General features: G+C 72.7%; 22 protein-coding genes, 1 pseudogene and 1 riboswitch. Of the genes and pseudogenes, 17 read left to right on the top strand and 6 right to left on the bottom strand.

Annotation, left to right across the window (positions count from 1 at the left end; genetic code table 11):
* The 5 genes and pseudogenes from ABZ899_RS33545 to ABZ899_RS33525 all read right to left on the bottom strand — a co-directional run.
* A pseudogene (locus ABZ899_RS33545) lies at positions 1 to 162 on the bottom strand (ABC transporter ATP-binding protein); the annotation flags it as partial.
* A 41-nt stretch (positions 163 to 203) separates the two neighbouring features.
* A complete protein-coding gene (locus ABZ899_RS33540; protein ID WP_361353784.1) occupies positions 204 to 1,313 on the bottom strand; it encodes an aliphatic sulfonate ABC transporter substrate-binding protein in 1,110 nt (369 codons plus the stop codon).
* Between the two features lie 133 nt (positions 1,314 to 1,446).
* Positions 1,447 to 1,548, bottom strand: a complete 102-nt coding sequence (locus ABZ899_RS33535; RefSeq protein WP_361353781.1) for a putative leader peptide — start codon at positions 1,546 to 1,548, stop codon at positions 1,447 to 1,449.
* A gap of 84 nt (positions 1,549 to 1,632) precedes the next feature.
* Positions 1,633 to 3,609 carry an FAD/NAD(P)-binding protein gene (locus ABZ899_RS33530; protein WP_361353778.1) on the bottom strand — a complete coding sequence of 659 codons (1,977 nt, stop codon included), beginning with the start codon at positions 3,607 to 3,609 and terminating at the stop codon, positions 1,633 to 1,635.
* A complete protein-coding gene (locus ABZ899_RS33525) occupies positions 3,606 to 4,610 on the bottom strand; it encodes an amino acid ABC transporter permease (RefSeq protein WP_361353793.1) in 1,005 nt (334 codons plus the stop codon). Before ABZ899_RS33525 ends, ABZ899_RS33530 begins: the two co-directional genes overlap by 4 nt.
* 556 nt (positions 4,611 to 5,166) lie before the next feature.
* Here ABZ899_RS33525 and ABZ899_RS33520 point away from each other — a divergent pair.
* The 17 genes from ABZ899_RS33520 (at position 5,167) to ABZ899_RS33440 (ending at position 21,198) form a co-directional block, all read left to right on the top strand.
* Complete coding sequence (locus tag ABZ899_RS33520; protein WP_361353775.1) at positions 5,167 to 6,294, top strand: LLM class flavin-dependent oxidoreductase; 1,128 nt, start codon at positions 5,167 to 5,169, stop codon at positions 6,292 to 6,294.
* On the top strand, positions 6,291 to 6,806 hold the full coding sequence (locus tag ABZ899_RS33515; RefSeq protein WP_361353772.1) for a GNAT family N-acetyltransferase: 516 nt from the start codon (positions 6,291 to 6,293) through the stop codon (positions 6,804 to 6,806). Before ABZ899_RS33520 ends, ABZ899_RS33515 begins: the two co-directional genes overlap by 4 nt.
* Entirely contained in the window at positions 6,803 to 7,756 is a 954-nt protein-coding gene (locus ABZ899_RS33510) for an ABC transporter substrate-binding protein (RefSeq protein ID WP_361353769.1), read from the top strand. Before ABZ899_RS33515 ends, ABZ899_RS33510 begins: the two co-directional genes overlap by 4 nt.
* 18 nt (positions 7,757 to 7,774) lie before the next feature.
* Complete coding sequence (locus ABZ899_RS33505) at positions 7,775 to 8,539, top strand: amino acid ABC transporter ATP-binding protein (protein ID WP_361353766.1); 765 nt, start codon at positions 7,775 to 7,777, stop codon at positions 8,537 to 8,539.
* Between the two features lie 35 nt (positions 8,540 to 8,574).
* Positions 8,575 to 9,864: a sulfite oxidase gene (locus tag ABZ899_RS33500; RefSeq protein ID WP_361353763.1), complete on the top strand. Its 1,290-nt coding sequence runs from the start codon at positions 8,575 to 8,577 to the stop codon at positions 9,862 to 9,864.
* A gap of 42 nt (positions 9,865 to 9,906) precedes the next feature.
* Positions 9,907 to 10,464: an NADPH-dependent FMN reductase gene (gene ssuE / locus ABZ899_RS33495; RefSeq protein ID WP_361353760.1), complete on the top strand. Its 558-nt coding sequence runs from the start codon at positions 9,907 to 9,909 to the stop codon at positions 10,462 to 10,464.
* A 46-nt stretch (positions 10,465 to 10,510) separates the two neighbouring features.
* The gene (locus ABZ899_RS33490; RefSeq protein WP_361353757.1) at positions 10,511 to 11,665 is read left to right on the top strand and encodes an LLM class flavin-dependent oxidoreductase; all 1,155 of its coding nucleotides are present in this window, start codon (positions 10,511 to 10,513) and stop codon (positions 11,663 to 11,665) included.
* Between the two features lie 90 nt (positions 11,666 to 11,755).
* Positions 11,756 to 13,018, top strand: a complete 1,263-nt coding sequence (locus ABZ899_RS33485; protein ID WP_361353754.1) for an acyl-CoA dehydrogenase family protein — start codon at positions 11,756 to 11,758, stop codon at positions 13,016 to 13,018.
* Between the two features lie 69 nt (positions 13,019 to 13,087).
* The gene (locus ABZ899_RS33480; protein ID WP_361353751.1) at positions 13,088 to 13,546 is read left to right on the top strand and encodes an Rrf2 family transcriptional regulator; all 459 of its coding nucleotides are present in this window, start codon (positions 13,088 to 13,090) and stop codon (positions 13,544 to 13,546) included.
* Between the two features lie 453 nt (positions 13,547 to 13,999).
* A complete protein-coding gene (locus ABZ899_RS33475; protein ID WP_361353748.1) occupies positions 14,000 to 14,098 on the top strand; it encodes a putative leader peptide in 99 nt (32 codons plus the stop codon).
* A gap of 138 nt (positions 14,099 to 14,236) precedes the next feature.
* Positions 14,237 to 15,136 (top strand): glutathione S-transferase C-terminal domain-containing protein, encoded by a 900-nt coding sequence (locus tag ABZ899_RS33470; protein ID WP_361353745.1) that lies wholly within the window; start codon positions 14,237 to 14,239, stop codon positions 15,134 to 15,136.
* A gap of 38 nt (positions 15,137 to 15,174) precedes the next feature.
* Positions 15,175 to 15,282: riboswitch (SAM riboswitch) on the top strand.
* A 29-nt stretch (positions 15,283 to 15,311) separates the two neighbouring features.
* Positions 15,312 to 15,461: a hypothetical protein gene (locus tag ABZ899_RS33465; protein ID WP_361353742.1), complete on the top strand. Its 150-nt coding sequence runs from the start codon at positions 15,312 to 15,314 to the stop codon at positions 15,459 to 15,461.
* A 175-nt stretch (positions 15,462 to 15,636) separates the two neighbouring features.
* A complete protein-coding gene (locus tag ABZ899_RS33460; protein ID WP_361353740.1) occupies positions 15,637 to 16,620 on the top strand; it encodes an amino acid ABC transporter permease in 984 nt (327 codons plus the stop codon).
* The gene (locus ABZ899_RS33455; protein ID WP_361353737.1) at positions 16,617 to 17,402 is read left to right on the top strand and encodes an amino acid ABC transporter ATP-binding protein; all 786 of its coding nucleotides are present in this window, start codon (positions 16,617 to 16,619) and stop codon (positions 17,400 to 17,402) included. Before ABZ899_RS33460 ends, ABZ899_RS33455 begins: the two co-directional genes overlap by 4 nt.
* 95 nt (positions 17,403 to 17,497) lie before the next feature.
* Complete coding sequence (locus ABZ899_RS33450; RefSeq protein WP_361353734.1) at positions 17,498 to 18,520, top strand: transporter substrate-binding domain-containing protein; 1,023 nt, start codon at positions 17,498 to 17,500, stop codon at positions 18,518 to 18,520.
* Between the two features lie 75 nt (positions 18,521 to 18,595).
* Positions 18,596 to 19,780 (top strand): LLM class flavin-dependent oxidoreductase, encoded by a 1,185-nt coding sequence (locus ABZ899_RS33445; protein ID WP_361353731.1) that lies wholly within the window; start codon positions 18,596 to 18,598, stop codon positions 19,778 to 19,780.
* Positions 19,781 to 19,797: 17 nt separating this feature from the next.
* The gene (locus tag ABZ899_RS33440) at positions 19,798 to 21,198 is read left to right on the top strand and encodes an NtaA/DmoA family FMN-dependent monooxygenase (RefSeq protein ID WP_361353729.1); all 1,401 of its coding nucleotides are present in this window, start codon (positions 19,798 to 19,800) and stop codon (positions 21,196 to 21,198) included.
* A 150-nt stretch (positions 21,199 to 21,348) separates the two neighbouring features.
* Here the strand turns inward: ABZ899_RS33440 and ABZ899_RS33435 are convergent, their stop codons facing one another.
* Entirely contained in the window at positions 21,349 to 22,434 is a 1,086-nt protein-coding gene (locus tag ABZ899_RS33435) for a M12 family metallopeptidase (protein ID WP_361353726.1), read from the bottom strand.
* Between the last annotated feature and the right edge of the window lie 23 nt (positions 22,435 to 22,457).

The following is a 22,457-nucleotide window of genomic DNA, read 5'->3' as shown; positions in this document are numbered from 1 at the left end:
GACGAACTCGCCGGGGGCGACGTCGAGGGTGATGTCGTCGAGGACGAGCTGCTGCCCGCCCGGGCCGGCGAAGGACTTCGAGACGTGCTCGATCCGGGCGGCCCCGGGCGCCGGCGCGGCGTCCTCGGCGACCTTCTCGGTCGTGGCCGTCGTGGTGGCCATGGTCGTCACCTCCTGGGGACTCAATGGATGCGGTGGTGCGGCTACTTGACGCCGAGACCGGCGTCGTCGACCGCGTCCTTGCCCTCGGCCTTCAGGACCTTGTTCAGCGGACGGAGGTCGTAGATGCCCTTCAGGTCGGTCTCCTCCAGGAGGCCGGACGCCACCGAGTGCTCGGCCTGGGTGTCGAGGGTCGCCGCCAGCGGGTCGTCGAGGAAGGTGACCGACTTCCACGCCGGGTCGAGCACGTTCGCGGGCAGTGCCTTGCCGGACAGCTTCTCCAGCGCCTTGTTCGCGGACGCCTTGGCCTGGTCCGGGTTGGCGTTGATCCACTCGTTGGTCTTCACCGAACCGCGCAGCACGGCCTCGACGACGTCCGGGTGGTCCTTCAGGAAGCTCTGCGACACGATGATGTTCGTGATCACGAACTTCTTGTCGGGCCACAGGTCGGACTCGTCCAGGAGCACCTTGGCGCCGTCGGCGACCAGCTTGGAGGCGGTCGGCTCGGGCACCCAGGCGCCGTCGATCGAGCCGGACTTGTAGGCGTCCGGGGTGATCTTGTTGTCGGTGCGGACGACGGACACGTCACCCTTGCCGCTCTCGGCGTCGACCTTCCAGCCCTGCTCGGAGATCCAGTTGAGCAGCGCCACGTCCTGGGTGTTGCCGAGCTGCGGAGTGGCGATCTTCTTGCCCTTGACGTCCTTCAGGGACTTGATCTTCTTCGGGTTCACGACGAGCTTGACGCCGCCGGAGGCCGAGCCCGAGATGATCCGCAGGTTCTTGCCCTGCGCCTTGGTGTAGCCGTTGATGGAGGGGGACGGGCCGATCCAGCCGATGTCGATCGAGCCCGAGTTGAGCGCCTCGATCTCGGACGGGCCGGCGTTGAAGGTCGACGGCTGGATCTTCGTGCCGCCGAGCTCCTTCTGGAGCAGGCCCTCCTGGACACCCACCAGGGCGGTGGCGTGCGTGAGGTTCGGGAAGTAGCCGATCTTCACCGTGTCGACGGAGAGCTTCTTGGCGTCCGCCGCGACCTCGGCCTGCTTGCCGTCGTCGTCGGAGGAGTCGGCGCCGTAGCCGCAGGCGGTCAGCAGCAGGGGAAGCGCCGCTAGGACGGCGAAGGTGCGCAGGGTGGTGAGCGGGCGAGCGGCAGACACGGAGGTGTCCTCTCAGGGATGAGTGAGCAGGAAAGGGCGGCGGCGCGCACATCGCGCGCCGCGGCGGAGCGCCGGCACGGACGGTGCCGGCGGGGGTGACCCAGGGATGGTGCGGACAGGTCCCGCGCGGGCGTCAGCGGTCCCGACAGATGGCGCTGGACGTGCGGGCGAAGTCGATGTGCCGACGCGAGGTCAGCAGCGGACGGCACAGGTCTGCGTGGTCACGCGCACTCATGGCCCCCCACCCCGCAGATCCATAGTTTTCCTACCTGGTTGATGGGGATCGTGGCAGAAGGTGGGCGCTACCCCAAGAGGCTTTTCATATGATGGACACTTCCTTCTCGCCATCCGAGATGTCGCAGGTCGAGGGGGAGGCGCGCAGGGCGCGCAGAAGAGCGCGCGCGACAGCGTCGTTCTGGCGGAAACCGGGCGCGTCCGTGCGGGGACGGGCGAACGCGGCGACGGCACGGCTGTTGGTGGGGGCGCCCAGCGCGATCCGGCGCGGGTGCGGGCCGCCCAGGGACGGGTCGAGGACGTGGCCGTCCGTGGGGACGACGGCCAGCAGGCCCGAGCGGTGCCGGTACCCGGCGTCGGAGACGACCTCCTCGGTCAGCGCACCCGCCCGGTACAGCCCTTGCAGCAGCCGGTCCTCGGTCCGCTCCAGGTCGGGGCCCGGCAGATACGCCTCGATCAGGGCGCCCGCGCGGACGACGTGACCGGGCACCGTGGGGCTGGACGCGGTGAAGGTGCCGGTCTCCTCGTCGGTGCCGATCGAGACGCCGGCGCCCAGGAAGCGGACCACACCGGCGCGCGAGAGGGCCAGCAGCTGCCGCAGCCGGAAGCCGGGCGGCCCGGAGGCCAGGAAGCTGAAGAACCCGTGCCACCAGCCGTCCAGCTCCGTGGCGAGGGACCGCGCGGTCAGACGTCCGGCGGCGACCAGGCGCGGCAGCTGCCCGTACACCGAGAGCAGGGCGTGGAACGCCCCGAGGTCGGCGCTGTACGCCGGGTCCTCGCGGCGGGCGACGTCGGCGGCCACGTGGTCGCGCAGATGTTCCTGGAATGCCTCCGCCGTACTGAACGCGAGACCGTCCAGAGGGCGGTCGAGCGCCTCGAAGTCCAGCCGGTCCGCCGGCTCGGGCACGGCCCGTGCCACGAGGGCGCTCATGGCGTCGTCGTACCAGCCCAGCCGGTCGTAGGCGGCGGCGAACTCCGCCCAGGGCAGCGCCGTGCGCTCGGGATGGGCGTGGAACAGCTCGTGGTAGTGGCCGAACCCGATCTCCTTGGCCATCAGCGGCCACACGTCGCGCCGCAGCTCCAGGGGGCGGCCCTCGGCGAGCAGCGCGTCGACGGCCGCGGGCCCGAAGTGGCGGGGCAGGGGCGGCCGCGGCCCCTGGAGCCGGTAGCGCGTCTTCGAGTGGTACGGCACCCCGCGCCGCGAGCCGACGTGCAGCACCGGCTCGCGGCCGGTCGGCACATAGGTGAGGGTGCCGTCGGCCTCGCTGCGGAAAGTGCCCCCGCGGCCCTCGGTGAGCAGCGACACCAGGTCCACGAAGGCCAGACCGAAGCCGCGCAGGACGACGTGCTCGCCGGGCCGCAGCCCGGACAGGTCGGCGTCCGAGGAGAACGCGGGCGGCAGGTGGAAACGCCCGTGGCGGCGGGCGAAGTCCGCGTGCTCGCGGTGCTCCGCGTCCGGTGCCGAGCCGAGGTGCCCCTGGGCCAGCACCACGACGTCGGCGACGAGCGGGGCGGAACGGCCGGCCAGATGCACGTGCTGCGGCCCGTCCGGCGGGCCGGTGACGGCGGTCGCGGTGGTGCGGTGCCACTCGACGGTGATCCCTGACGGGAGTTCGGTCAGCACACGGCGGAACACCCAGTCCAGATAGGCGCTCTGGGCCCGCCGGGTGGGAAAGTCGGAGCCGGCGAGCTCCCGCAGCTCGGCCAGCACGTCCGGGTCGGCGGGCTCGGCGTACGGCGCGTGGCGCGGATGCCGCCCGGAGAACTGGGCGGCCCATTCGGCGAGCGACGGCCCCGGCCGCACGGGCCCGTCGATGGTGGAGGACTCGTCGGTGAACATGGTGACGTCCTCCGCCATGGAGTTCATCCGCAGCAGCGCGGACTGCTCCTGGCGCCAGATACGGCCGGGCCCCGGCGGGTGCGGGTCGACCAGATGGACGCGCAGCCGGTCCCGCTCGCCCCACAGTTCGGGGGCGTTGGCGGCGATGCGCTCCAGCAGTCCCGTGGCGCGGGGTCCCGCGCCGACGACGACCAGGACCGGCGTCGAGGAGTCCGCGCTCACCGGTCACCGCCGATAGCCGGACGGGCGTCGGACGCGGTCGCCGCACCCAGCCGGCGGCGTAGCAGGCGCAGCCGGTCACGCGCCCGCTGCAGCGGAGTGGGCGGCAGAGCACGGGAGTTGCCGCGCGCGTAGTACCGCTCGACGTAGAACTGCCCCGCGCTGAGCACCGTCGTGACGGCGATGTACCACAGCGTGGCGACCATGAGCAGCGGGATGATCTGGTACGTCTGGTTGTAGATGAGCTGCACCGAGTACAGCAGGTCGTGCACGGCGAGCACACTGACGATGCTGGTGCCCTTGAGCGTGCCGATCAGCATGTTCCCGGCGGTCGGCACGATGGAGCGCATCGCCTGCGGGACGACGATCCGCCGCAGCGTACGGCCCCTGCTGAGCCCGAGCGCCTGTGCCGCCTCGGTCTGCCCGGCGTCCACGGACAGGATGCCGCCGCGCACCACCTCGGCCGCGTACGCGCTCTCGTGCAGGGTGAGGCCGATGACGGCGGTGAGCGTGGGACCGAGCAGGTTGACCGTCTTGACGGTGACGAACTGCGGACCGAAGGGGATGCCGAGTCCGAGCGCCGGGTAGAGCGCGCCGATGTTGAACCAGAACAGCAGCTGCACCAGCAGCGGAGTGGACCGGAAGATCCACACATAGCCCCAGCTCAGCGTGCGCAGCACCGGGTTCGCCGACAGCCGCATCACCGCGAGCACGGTCCCGAGCGCGAAGCCCAGCACCATGACCACGGCGGTCAGCCACAGGGTCAGCAGCAGCCCGTCGAGCACGGCGGTCGTGGTGAAGTACCGGCCCACCACGCCCCATTGGAAGGCCCTGTTGCGGACGACGGAGTTCACCACCATCGCGAACAGCAGCAGTGCGAACGCGGCGGTCAGCCACCGGCCGGTGTGCCGGCGCGGCACGATCCGGGGTTCGGCGCCCGGAGGACCGGACGTGCCGGGGCTCTTGGCGGCAGGGAGGGACGAGACTTCGGGCGAGGTGACCATGGAAGGGCTCTCCGGGAGGGAGGGGACGCGGGCGTGGGTGACCCCCGCGGCACGCACGGGGCTGTCCGGTGTCGTCACGCTCGCCGCGTCCCTCAACGCGGCCGGAGAGGCTGCCGCACAGCGCACAGCCGGTCCGCCGTCGATCGTATGTGCCCCTGACGTCGCCGTGTCAACAGGGCGGCGACGCACGGGGCCGGCCCGGTCCGGCATACGGGCGCTGCTTGACGGACCGGACGATGTACTGCTCAATGGTGCGCATGACTGCCCAGCAGCGCTTGGTCACGCGCGATCACATCGACTTCGGTCGGGTGTGGTCCGCGGCGTGTTGCGCCTGACGCGGCAGCGGGCCGTCTGACCGGCCCTTCCCTCCCTCGGTGACCCCGTCGCGGGCCGAGCTCTCCTCTCACGCGCGCTGCCGCAGCTCCTCCTGAACCGACGTCCGTCGTCGTCACGCCCGTATCCCCGCCCGTCCACCTGACGGTTCCTCACCCGCGCGCCGCCGCAGGGCAGTTCCACCTGCCCGCAGGCCGCCGCCCGCGCTGAAAGGCACCCCTCCATGCCCGTGGAGTTCCTCGGCATCGCCGCCACCAACGACGGATCCGAAACCACACCGCGCTCCGGCCCCGCGTTCGACAAGGACTACACGCTCCGGCTCGCCCGCGCCCACGAGGAGCACGGCTGGGACCGCGTGCTGTTCGCCTACGGATCGGGATCTCCCGACCCCGCCCCGGCCGCCGCCTACATCGCGAGCCGCCTGGAGCGCCTCCAGATCCTCCTCGCCCACCGGCCCAACGTCTCCTACCCCACCTTCGCCGCCAAGACGTTCGCCACCCTCGACCAGATCAGCGACGGCCGGCTCACCGTGCACTTCATCACCGGCGGCAACGACCACGAGCAGGGCCGCGAGGGCGACACCCTCACCAAGGACGAGCGGTACGCCCGCACCCGGGAGTACATCCGGATCGTCAAGAAGATCTGGACCACCCGCGAACCCTTCGACCACGAGGGCGAGCACTACCGCTTCCACGACTTCGTCAGCGACGTCTTCCCCGTCCAGCAGCCCCGCCCCGGCGTCTCCTTCGGCGGCTCGTCCCCGGCGGCGTACGCGGCCGGCGGCGCCGAGGCCGACGTCTACTGCCTGTGGGGCGAACCCCTCGCGAGGACCGCCGAGCAGATCGAGCACGTCAAGGCCGCCGCCCGGGCCGCCGGCCGCACCGACGTCCCCCGCATCCAGGTCGCCTTCCGCCCGATCATCGCGCCCACCGAGGAACTGGCCTGGGAGAAGGCGCACCGCACCGTCGGCGCCATCCGCGAGCGCCGCTCGTCCGGAGTCGTCCGCCACCACCGCGGCGACACACCCGAGAACACCGGTTCCCAGCGGCTCCTCGCCATCGCCGAGGCCGGCGAGCGCTACGACCGCGCACTGTGGACCCCGACCGCCGCCGCCACCGGGGGAGCGGGCAACTCCAACGCCCTGGTCGGCACGCCCGAGACGGTCGCGCAGGCGCTCCTGGACTACTACGACCTCGGCGTCGACATCCTCTCCGCGCGCGGCTACCACCTGCTCGACGACGCCATCGACTTCGGCCGCCACGTCATCCCGATCGTCCGCGAGGAGGTCGCCAAGCGCGACGCCGAGCGCACCGCCCGCGGGACCCACACCCTGGCGGCGGTGACCGCGTGACCTCCGCCCCCGAACTGACCGTCGTGCACGTCCCCGTCTCCGACCCGCGCGTCAGACCCCTGCTGCGCGAACTCGTGCACGAGTACTCCACGCGCTACGGCAAGGACGCGCACGCCGAGATCACCCGGTACCCCGACGAGGAGTTCACCCCCGCCCACGGCGGCCTGCTCCTGCTGCTCCTGGAACGCGGCGAGCCCGTCGCGGGCGGCGCCTTCCGCCGCTACGACGCCACCACGGCCGAGCTCAAGCGGATCTGGACGCACTCCGCGCACCGCCGCCGCGGCCTCGCCCGCCGGGTCGTCGCCGAACTGGAGCGCGAGGCCGGCGAGCGCGGATACCAACGGATCCATCTCACCACCGGGCCCCGCCAGCCGGAGGCGCGCGGCCTCTACCTCGCCACCGGCTACACACCGCTGTTCGACACCCGGGCCGACCCGGAGACCATCGGCCCGCTGCCCTTCGAGAAACACCTCACCGCGCCGGAACACCCCGGAAAGGCCCAGGACCAGTGACACTCCGCCCCCTCGGCACACGGCTGCGTGCCACCGCCGCCCTCGCCCTGCTGCCCCTGCTCACGCTGACGGCCTGCGGCTCCGGCGACAGCGGCGCGGCCGCCGTGGGCGCCCAGGGCTCGCCCGCGCCCACCGACGACCCGGTCGCCGCCGTCCGTGAGGTGGACTCCGTCGCCGCCCTGCTGCCCGCGGACGTCCGCGAGGCCGGCACGCTCAAGATCGGCAGCTCGATCGGTTTCCCGCCCGGCGCGTACTACCCGAACGGCACGGACAAGGCGCCCGCGGGGCAGGACATCGACCTCGCCGACGCCGTGGCCAAGGTCCTCGGCCTGAAGCTGGACCGGCAGGACGCGTCCTTCGAGACGATCCTGCCCGCCCTCGGCAGCGGCAAGTACGACGTCGGCACGGGCAACTTCGGCGTCACCAGCGAACGCCTGAAGACCATCGACTTCGTCACCTACATCAACGACGGCCAGGGCTTCGCCGTGAAGGACGGCAACGGCGCCCTCACCAAGAAGGTCACCGACCTCACCCAGCTGTGCGGGCTGACCATCGGCACCGGCGCCGGCACCACCTTCGAGGCCACCCTGACCGCCCAGAAGGACGTGTGCGCCAAGGCCGGCAAGAAGCCGTACGACGTCAAGGTCTACTCGGAGAACGCCGCGACCCTCACCGCGCTCCAGCAGGGCCGGATCGACGTCATCATGTCGACCATCAACGGACTGCGGTACCAGGCGGCCCAGCCCGCCTCCCACACCCGCTTCCTCGGCGAGTACCACCGCCTCGACGTCGGCTTCGCCTTCAAGAAGGGCTCCCCGCTGACCAAGGCGTTCCGCGCCGCCGTCGACCGGCTCATCGAGGACGGCACCTACCGGCGCATCCTCGCCAAGTGGGGCACGACCGCCTCCGCGATCGACGCCTCGCACATCAACCCGCCCGAACACGCCTGACAGACCCGGGGAGGACACATGAGCGACGTCATGATCGACGTCCACCACGTCCACAAGAGCTTCGGGCCGCTGGACGTCCTGCGCGGGATCGACCTGCGGGTCCGGGCGGGCGAGGTCACCGTGATCCTCGGCCCGTCCGGCTCCGGCAAGTCGACACTGCTGCGCACCATCAACCACCTGGAGAAGGTCGACCGGGGCTGGATCAGCGTCGACGGTGAACTCGTCGGGTACCGCCGCGCGGGTGACAAACTGCACGAACTGAAGGAGAAGGACGTCCGGCGGCAGCGCACCCGCATCGGGTTCGTCTTCCAGAACTTCAACCTGTTCCCGCATCTGACCGTCCTGGACAACCTCGTCGAGGCCCCCGTCTCCGCGCGGCGCGTACCGCGGGCCACGGCGGTGGAGACGGCCCGCCGGCTCCTCGACCGGGTGGGCCTGGCCGACAAGGCCGACGCCTATCCCCGTCAGCTCTCCGGCGGCCAGCAGCAGCGCGTGGCCATCGCCCGCGCGCTCGCCCTGGAACCCAAGGTGCTGCTCTTCGACGAGCCGACGTCCGCGCTCGACCCGGAACTCGTCGGCGAGGTCCTCGACGTCATCAAGGACCTGGCCGGCACGGGCACCACGATGGTCGTCGTCACCCACGAGATCGGCTTCGCCCGCGAGGTCGCCGACACCGTGGTGTTCATGGACGACGGACTCGTCGTCGAACAGGGACCTCCCGGCGCCGTCCTCGACGCCCCCCGGCAGGAACGCACCCGCGCCTTCCTGTCCAAGGTCCTCTGACCCGTCCGCCCCCGCCCCTTCGAGGAGGACCCGCCATGATCCCGCCCGGCACCGCCCCGGCCGCACCTGCCGGCCGGCTCGACGAGACCGCCTACGACCGCCGCAGACTGCGCCAGTGGCTGGCCGGTGACGCCAGAGCGGACGGCGTCAGCAGGCGCCGCATGCTCACCCTGCTCGCCGCCACCGCGGCCGTGACCGCCCTGCCCGCGCCGCGCACCGCCCACGCCGCTGCCGGACCCATCGTCAAACCGCTGCCGCCCGAGTGGTTCATCCAGCGCGGCACCAACGCGGAGACCCGCTGGGAGGCACTGCGCGGCACCGGCCACCACACCCCCAACGACCGGTTCTTCGTCCGCAACCACACCGCCACCCCCGTCCTGGAGGCCGCCGACTGGCGGCTGCGGCTGTGGGGCGGCGGACTGCGCGGCACCCCCGCCGAGGACCGGCCGGTGGAGTTCGGCTACGACGACCTGCGTGCCCTGCCGTCCGTCACCCGGACCGCGTTCGTGGAGTGCGCCGGCAACGGCCGAAGCCACTACACGACCCAGCAGGGCGAGACGGTGAGCGGCACCGCCTGGACCCTCGGCGCGATCGGCGTGGCCCGCTGGCGCGGGGTCCGCCTCGGCGACGTCCTGCACCGCGCCGGACTGTCCCGGCACGCCGTGGACGTGCAGCCGCGCGGCCTGGACGCCGAGTACGTCAGCGGGGGCGAGAGCCTCGGCCGGGTGCGCAGGCCGCTGCCGCTCGCCAAGGCCCTCGACGACGTCCTGCTCGCCTACGAGATGAACGGCGAGCCGCTGCCGTACGACCACGGGTATCCGGTACGGGTCCTCGTGCCCTCCTGGGTGGGGATCGCGTCCATCAAGTGGGTCGGTGACATCGAGGTGTCCGCGCAGCCGCTGTACTCGCCCTGGAACACCACCTTCTACCGGCTGTTCGGGCCCGCCCACCCGCCGCAGGGCAGCGCCCCGCTGACCCGGCAGACCCTCAAGAGCGCCTTCGAGCTGGCGAGCGGCGCCACCTTCGCGGCCGGACACGGCCATGTGCTGCACGGCCGGTCCTGGTCGGGCGCGGGCGGTGTGGCACGCGTCGACGTCAGCACCGACGGCGGCACGACCTGGCGGCGGGCCGACCTCCACGACCGGCCGCGCGCCGGCACCTGGACCCGCTGGTCCGTCCCCTGGCGGCCCACCGGCCGCGGCGCGACCCACCTGCTGGCCCGCGCCACCGACACCGCGGGCCGGCGCCAGCCCGACGTGGCCGTGCCCAACACCCAGGGTTACCTGTTCGACGCGGTGGTGCGCCACCCGGTGACCGTGATCTGACCGCCCACCGCGTACCCCGCCCCACCTCCGAAAGGTCCCCTCATGGCCACCGTCCTGTCCGTCTCCGGTAGTCCCTCCGCCACCTCCCGCACCGCCCGGCTGCTGCGCCTGCTCGACGACCGGCTGCGGGCCCAGGGGCACGAGGTGGTCCCGCTCGACGTCCGCACCCTGCCGGCCGAGGCGCTGCTGCACGCCGACTTCTCACACCCGGCGATCGTCGAGGCCACCGCGCTGTTCGAGCGGGCGGACGGCGTCGTCATCGGCACCCCCGTCTACAAGGCCGCCTACTCCGGTCTGCTCAAGGCCCTGCTGGACCTGCTCCCGCAGTACGCCCTCGCGGGCAAGACCGTCCTCCCGCTCGCCACGGGCGGCAGCACCGCCCACGTCCTGGCCATCGACTACGCCCTGCGTCCGGTCCTCAACTCCATGGGGCCCGCGCACATCACGCCCGGCTGGTTCACCCTCGACAAGGACATCACCGCGGCCGACGACGGCACGCTCACCGTCGCGCCGGTCTCCGCCGAGGCCCTGGCCCAGGTCACCGACCAGTTCTCGCTCGCACTCGGCGGCCGGCCCGCGCTGCTGGCGGCCACCGGCTGACCCCCGCCCGTCCCGCCGCGACGCCCACCACGATCGGAGAACGCCCGTGCCGCCCCTCACCTTCCACTGGTTCCTGCCCACCAACGGCGACAGCCGCCATGTCGTCGGGGGTGGTCACGGCAGCCCCGCCACGGCCTCGGGCCGCGACCGGCCGCCGTCGGTCGCCTATCTCAGCCGGATCGCGGGCGCCGCCGAGGACCTGGGCTTCGCCGGGGCCCTCACGCCCACGGGCGCCTGGTGCGAGGACGCCTGGCTGACCACCGCGATGGTCAGCCGGCACACCGAGCGCCTGAAGTTCCTGGTCGCCTTCCGGCCCGGTGCCGTCTCACCGACGCTCGCCGCGCAGATGGCGTCCACCTTCCAGCGGCACACCGGCGGCCGGCTCCTGCTCAACGTGGTCACCGGCGGCGAGAGCCAGGAGCAGCGCGCCTATGGCGACTTCCTCGACAAGGACGACCGCTACCGCCGCACCGGCGAATTCCTCCAGATCGTCCGGGGGTTGTGGGAGGGCAAGAGCGTCGACCTGGTCGGCGAGCACCTCCAGGTCGAGGACGCGAGGCTCGCCCGGGTGCCCGACCCGGTCCCCGAGGTGTACTTCGGCGGTTCCTCGCCCCTCGCCGGGGAGGTCGCCGCCCGGCACGCCGACGTCTATCTCACCTGGGGCGAACCGCCCGCCGCCGTCGCGGAGAAGATCGCCTGGGTGCGGGAACTGGCCCGCGGGCGGGGCCGTGAGCTCCGCTTCGGCATCCGGCTGCACGTCATCACCCGGGACACCGCCGACCAGGCGTGGGCCGAGGCACGGCGGCTGCTCGACGGCTTCGACGCGGAGACGGTCCGGGCCGTGCAGGCCGGGCTGGCCCGCAGCGAGTCCGAGGGGCAGCGGCGGATGCTGGCCCTGCACGGCGGCCGCGCGGACGACCTGGAGATCCACCCCAACCTGTGGGCGGGCATCGGGCTGGTGCGGGGCGGCGCGGGCACCGCCCTGGTCGGCAGCCACGACGAGGTCGCCGAGCGGATCGGGGAGTACCACCGGCTCGGCATCGACGAGTTCGTGCTCTCCGGCTATCCGCATCTGGAGGAGGCGTACTGGTTCGGGGAGAACGTGCTGCCGCGGCTGGCGGCGCGCGGGCTGTGGACGCACCCGTTCCACGGCGGCCAGGCCGCGGCGCCCGCCGCCCAAGTCCCCTTCGCGGGACGGTGAGCGGCCGGATCGAGACACGTTCCCTAGAATTCCTATCGAATTACTAGGGAAGTGTTGACCCTGGTCCGTGGAGCGAGTGAGGATGACGCCATGACGATCGCCCCACCGGACCCGGCCCCCGTGTCCGGCCACGCCGGGCGGGACACCTCCGCACCGGCACCGGCACCGGCCCCCGCCGGCTGGCGGCACGTCGCCCGCGAACTCGCGGACGACCTCGCCACCGACGCGGTCGAGCGCGAGCAGGCCGGCAAGCCGCCCCACGACGAGGTGTCCCGGCTGCGCGAGTCGGGGCTGCTGACCCTGCTCGTCCCGGCCGCGCTCGGGGGCGGGGGAGCGGACTGGCGCACCGCCTACGCCGTCGTACGGACCGTCGCCGCCGCCGACGGGGCCATCGGCCGGCTCCTCGGCAACCACTACTTCCTGTCCTCCACCGCCCGGTTCTTCGGCGGACCCGAGCGGGCCGCCCGGATCGAGCGGGCCTTCGCGGACGGACAGTGGTGCTGGGGCGGCGGCATCGCCTCCCAGGAACCCCCGCTGATGCTCACCCCGACCGCGCGCGGGCATCTGCTGGACGGGCACCAGCGGTACGACACCGGAGTCGGCGTCGCCGACCGGCTGGTCGTCCGCGCCGCCGTGCCCGGCACCGGCGAACCGGTCGCCGTCCTGGTCGACCCCGCCCACCCCGGCGTCCTCGGCGCGGGCGCCGGCGACACCTTCGGGCAGCGGCTCGCCGCGGGCGGCGGCGTCGGCTTCGACGCGGTCCCCGTCGGGGCGGACGACGTGCTCGGGTCGCTCTCCCCGGACGACGGGGCGCTGTCGCCCTTCGCCGGTCTGTCCGCCCCGACCGCCCGCCTGGTCTCGGCCCAGTTCTGTCTCGGCGTCGCCGAAGGGCTGCTCGGCGAGGTCCGGGAGCACGGACGGGTGGTGCGGGCGCCCTGGCAGCCGTTCTCGGCCCAGCCCTGGCCGGGCGGCCCGCCCCAGGACCCGTACGCCCTGACCGCCTACGGCGAACTCGCGGTCGCCGCGCGGGCCGCGTCCGCCCTCGCCGACCAGGCGGTGGACGCCCTGGTCGCCGGTCTCGACCGGGGCGAGGACCTCGACGACGAGGAGTGCGCGGAGATCGCCGTCCTCGCCAGCGCGGCCGAGGCCGCGGCCTCCCGGGCCGCGCAGGAGATCACCAGCCGCGCCCTGGAGGCCATCGGGGCGACCGCCGCCTTCACCCGGCACGGCCTCGACCGGTTCTGGCGCGACACCCGCACCCACACCCTGCGCGAGCCCGTCTCCCACCGGCTGCGCGAGATCGGGGACTACTTCCTCAACGGCGCGCACCCGCCGTTCCACCTGCCGGCCTGACCCCCGCGCCCTCTCCCCGCACCCGGCCCGGTTGGTGAGCGCGGGAAGCACGTGAGAGATAATCGGCGCATGCGGATCTCGGCCAGGGCGGACTATGCGGTGCGGGCGGCGCTGGAGCTTGCCGCGGCCGGCGACGACACCTCCCTGAAGGCCGAGGCGATCGCCGACGCCCAGGGCATCCCGCACAAGTTCCTGGAGGGCATCCTCGGCGACATGCGCCGCGGCGGCCTCGTGGTCAGCCAGCGCGGCGGCAAGGGCGGCTACCGCCTCGCCCGCCCCGCGGACGCCATCGCCATCGCCGAGGTCATCCGGGTGGCCGACGGCCCCCTGGTCTCGGTGCGCGGCGTCCGCCCGCCCGACCTCTCCTACAGCGGACCCGCCGAATCGCTCCTGCCGCTGTGGATCGCCGTCCGCGCCAACGTCCGCAAGATCCTCGGCGAGGTCACCCTGGCCGACGTGGCCGCGGCGAAACTCCCCGACGACGTCCTGCACCTCGCGGACGACCCGGAGGCCTGGACCAACCCCTGACCGGTCCCGCGCCCCCGCTCAGCCGGCCGGCTTCTCCCCACCGGCACCTGCCGGACGCTCTCCCCGGTGAGGAGCCCGCGGGCCCAGCCCTCCCACCGGCGAGCCGCGCCATCAGGTCCAACTCGGCCGGCCGGACATACCGCAACGGGAGGGAGCGGTGCTCCGCGCGGACGTCGGCGATGGTCACGTAGGGAGGGCTCATGGCCTGCGCGGCGGGGTCGTACGTGTCGAACGCCCAGCCGGTGTCGCCCATCAGGACCGGCACCGCGCTCCGCCCCGGCGGCAGCCGCCGCACCTCCGGCACCCCCATCACATGGGACATGTCGACGCCGACGGTTTCCATGAGGGCGTGAGGGAGGGGAGCGGGACGACCGATCCCCGGACGCCCTCTTGACGCCGGGCACGCGGGGACCGACACTCACCATAGGTTTCCTAGTGAACAGGTAGGGAAGCATGGGGCACGAAGGGACGGTCACCGGTCGAGTGACCCGTACGCCCCTCCTCACCTCCCGCCGCCACATCGACCTGCAGCGCGTCTGCAGCGCGATCTGACCTCTGAGCGCGGCCCCCGCCACCCCCCGCCACGCGTTGGTCCGCATGCCCGCACACCACTCCGCCGCATGCCCACGCCCGCCGGACGCCCGCCCGCCGGCCCAGCCGTATGCCCACACGCCTGCCCAGGGGAGAGCCATGACCGTCGCACCGTCGGCCGCACACACGTCCACCCGAAGCGCCCCCGCCTTCCGCGGCCGCATCGGCAGCGACGCGCGCAGCGGCCACTACGCCGTGCCGCGCCGCTACCGCCTCCATCTGTCCACCGCCTGCCCGGACGGCCTGCGCATCGCCGTCGCCCACAGCCTGCTCCGACTCGACGACGTCTGCCCGGCGACCTTCCTGCCCGCGGTCCCCGACTGCCCCGACAGCGGGCACACCGCGCTGCGCCCGCTGTACGAGGCCAGCGCCCACCGCTACCCCGGACCCGCCCTCGCCCCGGTCCTCAGCGACGACTGGTCCGGGCGCATCGTGAGCACGCACGCCCCCGACATCATGCGCGACCTCGACCGGCACTTCGGCGGCTGTCGCGAGTCCCTGTACCCCTGCGGCGCCGAGTCCGAGATCGAGGCCGTCGAGCGGATGTGCGCGCAGGACATCGAGGACGCCGCGCAGAACGCGGGCACGGCCGGCGCCGGGCCGGCGGAGCGCGAGGCGGCCCTGGAGACGCTGCTGCGCTCCCTCGGCGCGCTCGACCGCTGGCTGACCGGACGCACCCACATGATCCGGGATCAGATCACGGCCGCCGACGTCGAGTTGTGGGTCACCCTCGTCCAGCTCGACACCGTGCACCGGCACCATCTGGACGCCGCCGCCGTCGAGCGGATCGCCGCCCACACCGCCCTGTGGGGATACGCCCGCCGGCTCGCCGCCCACCCGGCGTTCGGCGCCCACCTCGACCTGGACGCCATCTCCCGCCGCCACCAAGCCCGTTGCCGCGGTCTGGAGGCCGCCGGAGCCGCCGTGCAGATCCTGGACTGGGCGGCGCACACCGCCGGGACCACCGCCGAACCGTCCCGCTCCGTGGACCACCGTTGACATTTCCTCGTTCAACTGGATTGACTACGGCCCAGATCGGTCATGAGCGTCAGCGACAAGCCCTGGCTCGCTGACCGGCAACCCTCGCGTCGCGGTGGGGTGCCCCAGGTGACGACCGGACCGGATGACTTCGGTAAGCGCGCAGGCCCGAGCGGCCGGAAGAGTGAGTGACGCCATGGACGCAGCCCCCAGGACGGCCGCAAGCCGCCCTCGCGGCCGCGTCCACGCGTACGCCACCCTGTTCGCCGCCGACCGGGCCGTCGATCTGCTCCGCGTGAACAGCGCACTGTGTACCGCGCCGGGCTGCGCCCGCCGCCGCGGCTGACCTCTCCTCCGCGGCACCGCACCCCAGACGACCACCGCCGCGGCGGTGTGCCGTCGCCCGCCCCGCCCCCGGTGACCGTGCGCCCTCACCTCCCCGGCCCCGCCGTCGACCGGCCGTGCCCGCGGCCGAGGTGTCCACGTCCCGCGGGGGCATCCGACTCCTGCCGGAGCCCACCATGACTGAACCCCCAGGCGCCGCCGTCTCCCTGGCCGAGGCGCCGCCGCCCGCCGCCACCCCGTCCGCACCGCTCACCGCCCAGCGCGTGCTGCCGCTGAGGCGCCCCGGCCGCTGGATCGCCACCGCCGTCGTCCTGGTCCTCACCGCCCAGTTCGTCCACGGCCTGGTCACCAACCCCTTCTACCAGTGGGACCGCTTCGGCTACTGGTTCCTGCGGCCCACCATCGTCGACGGCCTCCTCGTCACCCTCGAAGTCACCGCCTACAGCGCCGTCCTGGGCCTCGCCGGCGGCGTCCTGCTCGCGCTGGCCCGGCTCTCCCGCAGCCCCGTGCTGCGCGCCGTGAGCTGGGTGTACGTGTGGGCGTTCCGCTCCGTCCCGCTCATCGTCGTCCTGCTGTTCCTGTACAACTTCAGCGCCCTCTACAAGACGCTGAGCCTCGGCGTCCCCTTCGGGCCCGCCTTCCTCACCTTCGACGAGTCGGAGCTCGCCACCGACCTCGTCATCGCCGTCGTCGGCATCAGCCTCCACGAGTCCGCGTACGCCGCCGAGGTCGTCCGGGGCGGCATCCTCTCCGTCGACCAGGGCCAGCACGAGGCCGCGGCCGCGCTCGGGCTGCCGAAGGGCTACCAGTTCCGCCGGATCGTGTTCCCGCAGGCGCTGCGGTCCATCGTGCCGAACTACGTCAACCAGCTCATCGGCCTGATCAAGGGCACCTCGCTGGTGTTCTACGTGTCCCTGCTCGACCTGTTCGGCGCCGCCCAGTCCATGGGCTCCACCTACCCCGGCGACATCGTGCCGCTGCTCATGGTCGCCACCGTCTGGTACCTCGTCCTGACCAGCGTCGTCTCCGTCGTCCAGTTCTACGTCGAGCGGTACTACGCCCGGGGCGCCACGCGCTCCCTGCCGCCGACCCCGCTCCAGAAACTGCGGGCCTCCGTCACCGAGCTGAGAGCCCGCGTCCGCCGGGAGGCCGCCGTATGAGCACCGCCGTCGACGACCACGCCCCCGCCACCGTCGAGGTGCACGACGTGCACAAGTGGTACGGCGCCCACCGCGTGCTCGACGGGGTGGACCTGACGGTGCGGCCCGGCGAGGTCACCGTGATCCTGGGCCCGTCCGGCTCCGGCAAGTCCACACTGCTCCGGGTCGTCAACCACCTGGAGAAACCCGAGATCGGGTACGTCAGCCTCAACGGCGAACCGATCGGGGTACGCCGGCACGGCGGGCGCCTCAAGGAGCTCAGCGAGCGGGCCATCCTCGCCCAGCGCGGCAGGATCGGCTTCGTCTTCCAGAACTTCAACCTGTTCCCGCACCTGACGGTCCTCGACAACGTGGCCGCCGCCCCCGTGGCCACCCGCCGGCTCCCCAAAGCCGCCGCGCTCGAACTCGCCCGCGACCTGCTCGACAGGGTCGGTCTCGCCGACAAGGCCACCGCCTACCCACGGCAGTTGTCCGGCGGGCAGCAGCAGCGGGTGGCCATCGCGCGCGCCCTCGCCCTGCGCCCCGGCGTCATCCTCTTCGACGAGCCGACCTCCGCCCTCGACCCGGAACTCGTCGGCGAGGTGCTCGCCGTCATCAAGGACCTCGCGACCAGCGGCACCACCCTCGTGATCGTCACCCACGAGATCGGCTTCGCCCGCGAGATCGCCGACCGCGTCGTCTTCATGGACGCCGGCCGGATCGTCGAACAGGGCCCGCCCTCCGAGGTCCTCGACGCACCCAGGCACGAACGGACCAGGGACTTCCTCAGCAAGGTCCTGTGACCCCACCCACACCCGTCTGCCGTTTCCCCTCCACCCGCACGCCCGTTTTCCCCCCACGCCCGCCCACGACCCGCCTCGCACACCCAAGGACGGCCATGCCCACCCACATCACCCGACGTGCCCTGCTCCGCGGCATCACCGCCGCGACCGCCGCCGCCACCCTCGCCACCGGGCTCACCGCCTGCGGCGGGGAGAGCGACGCCGCCACCTCGACGCAGGACAGCACCGGCACGGTCACCGTCGGCCGGCTCTCCAACGGCGCCGCCGAGGAGAAGACCCTCAAGGTGTCCGAGGTGAAGTCCATCAGCGCCAAGCTGCCCGCCGCCCTCAAGAAGAGCGGACGGCTCGTCATCGGCTCCGGCACGCTGCCCTCCGGGGCGCCACCCCTGGGATTCGTCGGCAGCGACCAGAAGACCCTCACCGGCTCCGAGATCGACCTCGCGCGTCTGGTCGCCGCCGTCTTCGGGCTCAAGCCCGAGGTCAAGCGGTTCACCTGGGAGAACCTGTTCGTCGGCATCGACAGCGGCAAGGTGGACGTGGGCTTCTCGAACATCACCGACACCGAGGAGCGCAAGCGCAAGTACGAGTTCGCCTCCTACCGCAAGGACGACCTGGCGTTCGAGGCGCCGAAGGACTCGACGTTCCGCTTCGACGGCGACTACCGGACCCTCGCCGGCACCACCGTCTCCGTCGGCGCCGGCACCAACCAGGAACGCATCCTGCTGGAGTGGAAGAGCCGCCTGGAGAAGGAGGGCAAAGAGCTGACGGTCAAGTACTTCCAGGACACCAACAGCACGTACCTGGCTCTGAACAGCGGCAAGATCGACGCCTACTTCGGCCCCAGCCCCAACCTCTCCTACCACGTCACCCAGACCGGCGGCACGCCCGACCCGACCCGGATCGCCGGGCAGTTCTCCGGCGCCGGGGCGACCCTGCAGGGCCTGATCGCCGCGACCGCGAAGAAGGGCAGCGGGCTCGCCGAGCCCCTCGCCGAGGCGATCAACCACCTCATCGACAACGGGCAGTACGCCCAGTGGCTCGCCGCGTGGAACCTCTCCGGCGAGGCCGTGGAGAAGGCGGAGGTCGACCCGCCCGGCCTGCCCCTCGACAACTCCTGACGACCCTCACCGGGCCCGGGCCCTCCCCGGCGGAGGGCCCGGCGCCGTCGTACGGACCACAGGAAGGCACCGACCGTGTCCTCACGCCCCACCCTGCACCTCGCCGTCGCCCTGGACGGCACCGGCTGGCATCCCGCCTCCTGGCGCGAGCCGGCCGCCCGGCCCCGGGACCTGTTCACCGCCGCCTACTGGACCGACCTCGTCACCGAGGCCGAGCGGGGCCTGCTCGACCTCGTCACCATCGAGGACGGCCTCGGCCCGCAGTCCTCGCACTTCCTCGACCCGGACGGGCGCACCGACCAGGTACGCGGCCGGCTCGACGCCGTCCTCATCGCCTCCCGTGTGGCCCCGCTGACACACCACATAGGACTGGTGCCGACCGTGGTGGCGACGCACACGGAGCCCTTCCACACATCGAAGGCGATCGCCACCCTCGACTATGTGAGCTCCGGCCGGGCGGGCCTGCGCGTCCAGATCACCGCGCGCCCCAACGAGGCCGCCCACTTCGGCCGCCGCACGATCGAGCGCATCGACGACTACGACACCCCCGCCGTGCACGACCTCTTCGACGAGGCCGCCGACCACGTCGAGGTCGTCCGCCGGCTCTGGGACAGCTGGGAGGACGACGCCGAGATCCGCGACACCGCCACCGGACGCTTCATCGACCGCGACAAGCTCCACTACATCGACTTCGAGAGCCGCCACTTCAGCGTCAAGGGCCCGTCCATCACCCCCCGGCCGCCACAGGGACAGCCCGTCGTCAGCGCCCTCGCCCACGACACCGTGCCCTACCGCCTCGTGGCCCGCTCCGCCGACATCGGCTACGTCACCCCGCACGACGCCGACGGCGCCCGAGCCGTGGTCGCCGCGATCCGCGCCGAACAGCGGGCTGCGGGCCGCGCCGACGAGCCGCTGCACGTCTTCGGAGACCTCGTCGTGTTCCTCGACGACGACCCGGCCGCCGCGCGGGCCCGCCGGGAACGGCTCGACACGCTCGCCGGGGAGCCGTACACCGGGGACGCACCGATCTTCACCGGCAGCCCCGCCCAACTCGCCGACCTCCTGCAGGAGTTCCACGCCGCCGGACTCACCGGCTTCCGGCTGCGCCCCGCCGTCGCCGGCCACGACCTGCCGGCGATCACCCGCCGCCTGGTGCCCGAACTCCAGCGGCGTGGTGTCTTCCGCCACGCCTACGAGGCAGGCACCCTGCGCGGCCTGCTCGGCCTCGACCGGCCCGCCAACCGCTACGCCGCCGCCTGAGCCGGAAGGACCCACCGATGACCAGCCCCACTGTCCCCTCGAAGCCTCAGCGCCCCTTGAAGCAGATTCACCTGGCGGCCCACTTCCCCGGCGTCAACAACACCACCGTGTGGAGCGACCCCCGGGCCGGCAGCCACATCGAGTTCAGCTCCTTCGCGCACTTCGCGCGGACCGCCGAACGCGCCAAGTTCGACTTCCTGTTCCTCGCCGAAGGGCTCCGGCTGCGCGAGCAGGGCGGGAAGATCTACGACCTCGACGTCGTCGGACGCCCCGACACCTTCACGGTGCTCGCCGCGCTCGCCGCCGTCACCGAACGCATCGGGCTCACCGGCACCATCAACTCCACGTTCAACGAGCCCTACGAGGTCGCCCGCCAGTTCGCCAGCCTCGACCATCTCTCCGGCGGGCGGTCCGCCTGGAACGTCGTCACTTCCTGGGACGCCTTCACCGGGGAGAACTTCCGCCGCGGCGGCTTCCTGCCGCAGGAGGAGCGCTACTCCCGCGCCAAGGAGTTCCTCGCCACCGCCAAGGAGCTCTTCGACTCCTGGCAGGGCGACGAGATCATCGCGGACCAGGCCACCGGGACGTTCCTCAAGGACGCCAAGGCGGGCTCGTTCACCCACACCGGGCAGCATTTCGACATCCACGGGCAGTTCAACGTCCCGCGCTCACCCCAGGGCCGGCCCGTCATCTTCCAGGCCGGCGACTCCGACGAGGGCCGCGAGTTCGCCGCCGCCGAGGCCGACGCCATCTTCAGCCGGCACGGCACCTTGGAGGCGGGCCGCGCCTTCTACACGGACGTCAAGTCCCGCCTCGCCAAGTACGGCCGCCGCAGCGACCAGTTGCTCATCCTGCCCGCGGCGACCTTCGCCCTCGCCGACACCGACGCCGAGGCGGAGGAACTCGCGCGCGAGGTACGCCGCCAGCAGGTCAGCGGAGCCACCGCCCTCCGGCACCTGGAGTTCGTCTGGAACCGCGACCTGTCCGGCTACGACCCGGACGGCCCCCTGCCCGACGTGGACCCGGACGTCGGCGAGAGCCACATCGCGCAGGGACGCGCCCAGGTCCGCATGTACCGGGACCCGATCACCACCGCCCGCGAGTGGCGCGCCCTGGCCCAGGCGAACAACTGGTCCATCCGCGACCTGGTCATCCACACCGGCAACCGGCAGAACTTCGTCGGCTCCCCGGCGTCACTCGCCCGCACGATCAACGAGTACGTCCAGTCCGACGCGAGCGACGGCTTCATCCTCGTCCCGCACCTCACCCCCACCGGCCTGGACGAGTTCGCCGACAAGGTGGTCCCCCTGCTCCAGGAACAGGGCGTCTTCCGCACCGACTACGAGGGCCCGACCCTCCGCGACCACCTGGGCCTGCCCCACCCGGACGCCGAGCGGGAGGAACGCCGCGCCTCCTGACCCGGCGCCCGCGACCCGATGCCGGACCCCGGCCCCTCGGCTCGTCGCCGACGGCACGGTCCGACCCGCACGCCGCGGGCCGGACGTCGCCCTCCCCCGAAGGCGGCGTCCGGCCGCGTTCCCCCGGCGCCGGACTGTGGATCCATGGGGTCACCAGCACATGACCGCTGTCTCTCCCGAGCCCCAGGTGGAGTACAGGCGGACCCGGGCGACGTACTGGCGGCCCTTGACCAGGCGGGTCCGTACCGTGGCGTTGTGCGGGGTGCCGCCGTCGTCCGTGCCCGCGAGGTAGCGGGGACGGCCGTCCCGTACCTCGAAGAGCACCACGAGCGTGTCGGCGTCCCCGAAGGTGCCCACCGTGTACGTACGCGTCTCCGGCGGCTCGACGGCGAAGTCGGCCTGGGCGCCGGGCGCGAGACGCAGCGGTACCGACCGGAACGGCACCAGTTCGCGCGGCTCGGGCACCGGGGCCGGCGGATACCAGCGGCGGACGAACTCCTTGTCGGCGGCCGACAGCGCGCCCGGCGGGTTGAGGCCCGCGCGGAACTGCTCGGGCTCCAGGATCAGTCCCGCGGAGAACGGGTACTCCATGATCGAGTGCGGGTCCCAGACGGAGCCGTTGACCTCGTGCGCGTCCAGTTTGCGCAGGATGTTGGAGTACGTCGTGTCCCGGCTCCAGAAGTTCGGCGGCCCCGCCAGGTCCGTGTACACCGCCTCGTCGTCCCAGTGGATCCCGGCGAACGGGCTCTGGTGCTCGTGCAGCATGCCCAGCGCGTGCCCGATCTCGTGCAGGGCCGTCCCGCGTTCCCCGGGCGCCGTCAGATCCCAGCCGAAGTTCATGGTGCGCTCGTCGAGGCCGACCCGCAGCGCGTCCCTGCCCACGGCCGACCAGGAGCCGTCACCGGTCTGGAAACCGATCCGCAGTTCCGCCTCCGACCGGTCGCCCACCTCCACGAACGACAGCCCGATCCCGAGTCCGCCCCACTCCTGGAAGCACTCGCGCACGACGTCCCGCTGCTCCTTGCCGCCCACCCATGACACCGGCCGCGTCCGTCCCCTTCCGGGCTCGGCGATCACGGACGTGTCGGTGTCCCGGTCGAAGAAGCAGTAGTGAAGGACGGTGCCGTTCACCCACATACGGTGCCCGGAGACCAGCGCGTGGAGCCGCCCGGCGGCCAGCCCCGGTGCGAAGGCGGGCGCCGACTGCCGCGGGAGCGAGCAGTAGCGAGCGGTCATGCCCCCAGGGTGCCGCCGCGGCG

Origin of the sequence: Streptomyces sp. NPDC046859, assembly GCF_040645135.1 — a bacterium.
Lineage (GTDB): Bacteria > Actinomycetota > Actinomycetes > Streptomycetales > Streptomycetaceae > Streptomyces.
The sequence above is the reverse complement of the archived record's forward strand: the minus strand, read 5'-3'. Positions and strand labels throughout refer to the sequence as shown.

Bases quoted from the DNA above. Each gene is read 5' to 3' on its own strand.
- ABZ899_RS33535 (WP_361353781.1), bottom strand. From the start codon at position 1,548: ATGAGTGCGCGTGACCACGCAGACCTGTGCCGTCCGCTGCTGACCTCG.
- ABZ899_RS33525 (WP_361353793.1), bottom strand. From the start codon at position 4,610: ATGGTCACCTCGCCCGAAGTCTCGTCCCTCCCTGCCGCCAAGAGCCCC.
- ABZ899_RS33520 (WP_361353775.1), top strand. From the start codon at position 5,167: ATGCCCGTGGAGTTCCTCGGCATCGCCGCCACCAACGACGGATCCGAA.
- ABZ899_RS33505 (WP_361353766.1), top strand. From the start codon at position 7,775: ATGAGCGACGTCATGATCGACGTCCACCACGTCCACAAGAGCTTCGGG.
- ABZ899_RS33500 (WP_361353763.1), top strand. From the start codon at position 8,575: ATGATCCCGCCCGGCACCGCCCCGGCCGCACCTGCCGGCCGGCTCGAC.
- ssuE (WP_361353760.1), top strand. From the start codon at position 9,907: ATGGCCACCGTCCTGTCCGTCTCCGGTAGTCCCTCCGCCACCTCCCGC.
- ABZ899_RS33485 (WP_361353754.1), top strand. From the start codon at position 11,756: ATGACGATCGCCCCACCGGACCCGGCCCCCGTGTCCGGCCACGCCGGG.
- ABZ899_RS33480 (WP_361353751.1), top strand. From the start codon at position 13,088: ATGCGGATCTCGGCCAGGGCGGACTATGCGGTGCGGGCGGCGCTGGAG.
- ABZ899_RS33475 (WP_361353748.1), top strand. From the start codon at position 14,000: ATGGGGCACGAAGGGACGGTCACCGGTCGAGTGACCCGTACGCCCCTC.
- ABZ899_RS33470 (WP_361353745.1), top strand. From the start codon at position 14,237: ATGACCGTCGCACCGTCGGCCGCACACACGTCCACCCGAAGCGCCCCC.
- ABZ899_RS33465 (WP_361353742.1), top strand. From the start codon at position 15,312: ATGGACGCAGCCCCCAGGACGGCCGCAAGCCGCCCTCGCGGCCGCGTC.
- ABZ899_RS33460 (WP_361353740.1), top strand. From the start codon at position 15,637: ATGACTGAACCCCCAGGCGCCGCCGTCTCCCTGGCCGAGGCGCCGCCG.
- ABZ899_RS33455 (WP_361353737.1), top strand. From the start codon at position 16,617: ATGAGCACCGCCGTCGACGACCACGCCCCCGCCACCGTCGAGGTGCAC.
- ABZ899_RS33450 (WP_361353734.1), top strand. From the start codon at position 17,498: ATGCCCACCCACATCACCCGACGTGCCCTGCTCCGCGGCATCACCGCC.
- ABZ899_RS33440 (WP_361353729.1), top strand. From the start codon at position 19,798: ATGACCAGCCCCACTGTCCCCTCGAAGCCTCAGCGCCCCTTGAAGCAG.
- ABZ899_RS33435 (WP_361353726.1), bottom strand. From the start codon at position 22,434: ATGACCGCTCGCTACTGCTCGCTCCCGCGGCAGTCGGCGCCCGCCTTC.